We start from the raw sequence: 5,975 nt of genomic DNA, 5'->3' as shown, positions 1-5,975 counted from the left end.
TGGTTCCGATTTCCCTAGCGAATACGAAAAGGCCGTGGGAGCCTGGCTTTCACGGCCTGTGTGTCTGGCTATAGTGCCTGGGATGCGCGTGTCCGGGTATGGGTACACGATATTGGCGCAGATATGGAAAAAGGGGTGAGCAAGCTGTGCTTGCTCACCCCTTTTGTGAGTAATAGAGCGGCGGCGTGCTACTCTCCCACACCCTGCCGAGTGCAGTACCATCGCCGTGCCGGGCCTTAGCTTCCAGGTTCGGAATGGAGACTGGGCGTTTCCCCCGGGCCATGGCCGCCGCAAATCCTTCTGTTATCCCGTCCGTCCCGCCCCGCGTGGGGTGGTGTCGGCCGGGGGTTCCCGTGGTTTGGGGACCGGACAGGGACGCGTAGGTGATTCTTCGTTCTCGTCGTGTGTCGCGCAGTATGCTGCTTGCCGTCCGTAGCCCCCGGTGGGGGTCGTCCGCCAACGTGCGAGTATGAAGATGTTGATGTGTGTATGCGTTCGACCGTTAGTACCGGTCGGCTCCGCCCCTCGCGGGGTGTCCACCACCGGCCTATCGACCTCGTGTTCTTCAAGGGGTCTCACGACGCCCCAGGGGCGTCAAGGAATCCTAATCTCGGAGGGGGCTTCCCGCTTAGATGCTTTCAGCGGTTATCCCAACCGAACGTAGCCAACCGGCCGTGCCGCTGGCGCGACAACCGGCATACCAGAGGTTCGTCCACCCAGGTCCTCTCGTACTATGGGCAGGGCTCCCCAGGATTCCAACGAGCGCAGAGGATAGAGACCAAACTGTCTCACGACGTTCTGAACCCAGCTCGCGTGCCGCTTTGATCGGCGAACGGCCGAACCCTTGGGACCTGCTCCAGCCCCAGGATGCGACGAGCCGACATCGAGGTGCCAAACCATCCCGTCGATATGGACTCTTGGGAATGATCAGCCTGTTATCCCCGGGGTACCTTTTATCCGTTGAGCGATGCCGCGCCCGTGCGCCGGCACCGGATCACTATCACCGACTTTCGTCCCTGCTCGGACCGCCGTCCTCGCAGTCAGGCCCCCTTGTGCGATTGCACTCAACACCCGGTTGCCAACCGGGCCGAGGGGACCGTTGCGCGCCTCCGTTACTCTTTGGGAGGCAACCGCCCCAGTTAAACTACCCGCCAGGCACTGTCCCTGACGAGGATGACTCGTCGAGGTTAGACGTCCAATCCGGACAGAACGGTATTTCACCTTGCGGCTCCCGCATGGCTGGCGCCACGCGATCAAAGCCTCCCGCCTATGCTACACAATCCGAACCGAACGCCAATACCAAGGTATAGTAAAGGTCCCGGGGTCTTTTCGTCCTTCTGCGCTTAACGAGCATCTTTACTCGTACTGCAATTTCGCCGGGCTCCTGGTCGAGACAGTGGGGAAGTCGTTACGCCATTCGTGCAGGTCGGAACTTACCCGACAAGGAATTTCGCTACCTTAGGATGGTTATAGTTACCACCGCCGTTTACCGGGGCTTGAATTCACCGCTTCGCTTAAAGCTGACGGATCCTCTTGACCTTCCGGCACCGGGCAGGCGTCAGTGCATATACAGCGGCTTGCGCCTTCGCATGCACCTGTGTTTTTGGTAAACAGTCGCTACCCCCTGGCCTGTGCCGCCCCCCAAGGCTCCGCCCGCGAAGGGCCTCACCCGAGGGGGCCTCCCTTATGCCGAAGGCACGGGAGCGTTTTGCCGAGTTCCTTGACCAGGATTCGCCCGATCGCCTTGGTATACTCTACCAGACCACCAGTGTCGGTTTGGGGTACGGGCGCCTCGGGACCTCGCGCCGGGGCTTTTCTCGGCGGGAAGGGAACACCGTGTATCGCGCCACAAGGGCGCCCATCATCGCACCTCGGCCTCATGCGCGGCGTACTTGACGACCACGCGGCCCGCATGCTTGACCACGGAAAACCACCTCCGCGGACGGCTTCCTCCCCGCGTCACCACGACGCTGCCCTACTGCCCCGGCCCGCCCCGCGACAAACCACCCCACGCGAACCCCGAAGGGAACACGAGGGACGGCGCGCGGTCGGCGCCATGGGTCTCGGACCGGACGGTCCCGAGCCGGTAGGAGAATATCGACTCCTTCGTCCATTCGACTACGCCTGTCGGCCTCGCCTTAGGACCCGACTCACCCAGGGACGACGAACGTTGCCCTGGAACCCTTGGTCATCCGGCGCGCGGGATACCCTCCCGCGTCTCGCTACTCATGTCTACATTCTCACTCCCCCGCGGTCCACGGCCGGCTTACGCCGCCGCTTCGCCCCACGGGGGACGCTCTCCTACCCAGCAGGAAAAAATCCTGCTGCCGCGTCTTCGGTGGTGTGCTTGAGCCCCGCTACATTGTCGGCGCAGGACCACTAGACCAGTGAGCTGTTACGCACTCTTTCAAGGATGGCTGCTTCTGAGCCAACCTCCTGGCTGTCTATGCGACCCCACATCCTTTCCCACTTAGCACACGCTTGGGGACCTTAGACGACGGTCTGGGCTGTCTCCCTCTCGACGACGGAGCTTATCCCCCGCCGACTCACTGCCGCGATGAACCTGAACGGTATTCGGAGTTCGGCTGAGGTCGGTACCCGCAACGGGCCCTCGATCAACCGGTAGCTCTACCCCCGCCAGGCAGGAACGCGACGCTGCACCGAAATGCATTTCGGAGAGAACCAGCTATCACGGAATTTGATTGGCCTTTCACCCCTAGCCCCAGGTCATCCCCCCGGTTTTCAACCCAGGTGGGTTCGGTCCTCCACGCGGTCTTACCCACGCTTCAACCTGCCCAGGGCTAGATCATCCCGCTTCGGGTCCAGGACACGCGACTCAAAACGCCCTTATCGGACTCGCCTTCGCTACGGCTCCCCCACACGGGTTAGCCTCGCCACGCGCCACTGACTCGTAGACTCATTTTTCGATAGGCACGCCGTCACCCCCGCGAACGAGGGCCCCGACGGATCGTAGGCAATTGGTTTCAGGAACTCTTTCACTCCCCTCCCGGGGTGCTTTTCACCTTTCCCTCACGGTACTAGTACGCTATCGGTCACACGGGAATATTCAGGCTTACCCGACGGTCCGGGCGGATTCACACGGGGTTCCACGAGACCCGCGCTACTCGGGAAACACGATACGGAGGCGGCGCGCCTTCGCCTACGGGGCCATCACCCACTACGGCCAGGCTTCCAAGCCTGTTCGGCCGACACGCCGCTTTATCACTCCGCCCCGCCGCTCCGGCAACGGGACACACGCTCCCACGACACCCCGCGCGCAACCCCCGGAGGGTATCACGCGCGCGAGGTTTAGCCATCCTCCGCTTTCGCTCGCCACTACTCACGGAATATCCTTTCCTGCAGGTACTGAGATGTTTCACTTCCCTGCGTACCCCCCGCACAGAATGCGGTGACAGCCCATCAAGGCTGCCGGGTTCCCCCATTCGGACACCCCCGGATCAAAGCCTGGCTGGCGGCTCCCCGGGGCATATCGCTGCCTCCAACGTCCTTCATCGGTCCCATGTGCCAAGGCATCCACCAAAAGCCCTGACCGGCATACACACACGCGCCACGAAAGGCGCACGCGCACGCCGGCGAACGAGCCCGGGCACCAAGTGCCCGGAAATGCCAGACGACAATCATCACACTGACGATCACAAAACGATCGACCCCGGCGCGCTAGGCGCCGGGAATCAGGAAAAATCACAACGAGCAACAAGCCACGCCACCACACACCCCCAAGAAAAGGGGGAAGGGAGGCGGGCCGTGCCCGCTCGCGTCCACTATCCAGTTCTCAAACCACGGGTCCGCGCGCAAGCCACGCCCCACCGGAAACACCGGTCGGCGCGCCCCGCGGGACGCCAGGCCACCAGGTCGCGGCCCGGGAGCCCAAGAGCATGCCCCATGCCACCCCGCCCCCGAAAGAGGCGAAATACAAGCATCCGATTCTTTCCGCTGCCAGCCGGCGCCCACGCCCCCCGCAACGGGAAGCGAGACAAAAGCGCCGATATATTATTCAAGACTCCATAGAAAGGAGGTGATCCAGCCGCACCTTCCGGTACGGCTACCTTGTTACGACTTAGTCCCAATCACCAGCCTCACCTTAGACGGCTCCCACCCACAAGGGGAAGGGCCACCGGCTTCGGGTGCTGCCGACTTTCATGACTTGACGGGCGGTGTGTACAAGGCCCGGGAACGCATTCACCGCGGCGTTGCTGATCCGCGATTACTAGCGACTCCACCTTCACGGAGCCGGGTTGCAGGCTCCGATCCGAACTGAGACCGGCTTTAAGGGATCCGCCCCGCCTCACGGCATCGCGTCCCGCTGTGCCGGCCATTGTAGCATGCGTGAAGCCCAAGACGTAAGGGGCATGATGATCTGACGTCATCCCCACCTTCCTCCGAGTTAACCCCGGCGGTCCCGCGCGAGTCCCCGGCACTACCCGCTGGCAACACGCGGCGAGGGTTGCGCTCGTTGCGGGACTTAACCCAACATCTCACGACACGAGCTGACGACGACCATGCACCACCTGTGAACCCGCCCCGAAGGGAACGCCGGTCTCCCGGCGCGTCGGGCACATGTCAAGCCTTGGTAAGGTTCTTCGCGTTGCATCGAATTAATCCGCATGCTCCGCCGCTTGTGCGGGCCCCCGTCAATTTCTTTGAGTTTTAGCCTTGCGGCCGTACTCCCCAGGCGGGACGCTTAACGCGTTAGCTCCGACACGGAACCCGCGGAACGGGCCCCACATCCAGCGTCCACCGTTTACGGCGTGGACTACCAGGGTATCTAATCCTGTTCGCTCCCCACGCTTTCGCTCCTCAGCGTCAGTGACGGCCCAGAGACCTGCCTTCGCCATCGGTGTTCTTCCCGATATCTACACATTCCACCGTTACACCGGGAATTCCAGCCTCCCCTGCCGCACTCAAGCCCGCCCGTACCCGGCGCAGACCCACCGTTAAGCGATGGGCTTTCACACCGGACGCGACGAACCGCCTACGAGCCCTTTACGCCCAATGATTCCGGACAACGCTTGCACCCTACGTATTACCGCGGCTGCTGGCACGTAGTTAGCCGGTGCTTATTCGAAAGGTACACTCACCCGAAGGCTTGCTCCCAAACAAAAGCGGTTCACGACCCGAAGGCCTCCATCCCGCACGCGGCGTCGCTGCATCAGGGTTCCCCCCATTGTGCAATATTCCCCACTGCTGCCTCCCGTAGGAGTCTGGGCCGTATCTCAGTCCCAATGTGGCCGGTCGCCCTCTCAGGCCGGCTACCCGTCGAAGCCTTGGTGGGCCGCTGCCCCGCCAACAAGCTGATAGGACGCGACCCCATCCCATCCCGCGAAAGCTTTCCCACGACCCCATGCGGGGACGCGGAGCATCCGGCATTACCACCCGTTTCCAGGAGCTATACCGGGGGACAGGGCAGGTTGGTCACGCATTACTCACCCGTTCGCCACTCTCACCCGCAAGCAAAGCCCGCGGGATCCCGTTCGACTTGCATGTGTTAAGCACGCCGCCAGCGTTCGTCCTGAGCCAGAATCGAACCCTCCACGAAAAAAAAACGCGAAAGGAAACCAAACGGCTCCCAAAATCAAACAAAAGAAAGAAATGACAGGCAACACGGACGCCCCGAAGGACACCCATGCCGCACTACCACATCACAGGGCGACCTCACGGCCTCCCGGCACCCACGCGCCCAACGCGCAAGGGCGTCGCCCCGCTGGCAATCAAATGACTTGTAAAGTAGCACAAAACACGCTCTTGAGTTCTCAAACCACCACCACACCCGCGAGAAAACCCGCCGGAACCCTCCGGCCGGCCGCCCCGCGAGGCAGCAAGGAAGAAACATACACGAACCCAGCCAACAACGCAAACCCACCCCCAACCAACACCCCCAAANCCCTACAAAACACTAAACACCCCAGGCCTCGCGCAAACCTCCCAAAACCCCAACCAAAACCAACCCAAAACCC

3 rRNA genes are annotated in these 5,975 nt (G+C 62.1%); all 3 read right to left on the bottom strand.

Going from position 1 to position 5,975, the window contains the following annotated elements:
• Positions 1 to 175: 175 nt before the first annotated feature.
• Positions 176 to 293: ribosomal RNA gene (gene rrf / locus PSRA_RS09015) — 5S ribosomal RNA — on the bottom strand.
• A 190-nt stretch (positions 294 to 483) separates the two neighbouring features.
• Positions 484 to 3,561, bottom strand: a 23S ribosomal RNA gene (locus tag PSRA_RS09010).
• Positions 3,562 to 4,029: 468 nt separating this feature from the next.
• Positions 4,030 to 5,557: ribosomal RNA gene (locus PSRA_RS09005) — 16S ribosomal RNA — on the bottom strand.
• The 16S, 23S and 5S rRNA genes sit together here, the layout of an rRNA operon.
• Positions 5,558 to 5,975 lie beyond the last annotated feature (418 nt).

This window comes from Pseudoscardovia radai (assembly GCF_002259605.1).
In the GTDB taxonomy this organism is placed as follows: Bacteria; Actinomycetota; Actinomycetes; order Actinomycetales; family Bifidobacteriaceae; genus Pseudoscardovia; species Pseudoscardovia radai.
Note: the sequence above shows the minus strand (reverse complement) of the source record. Positions and strands in the feature narration are given on the sequence as shown.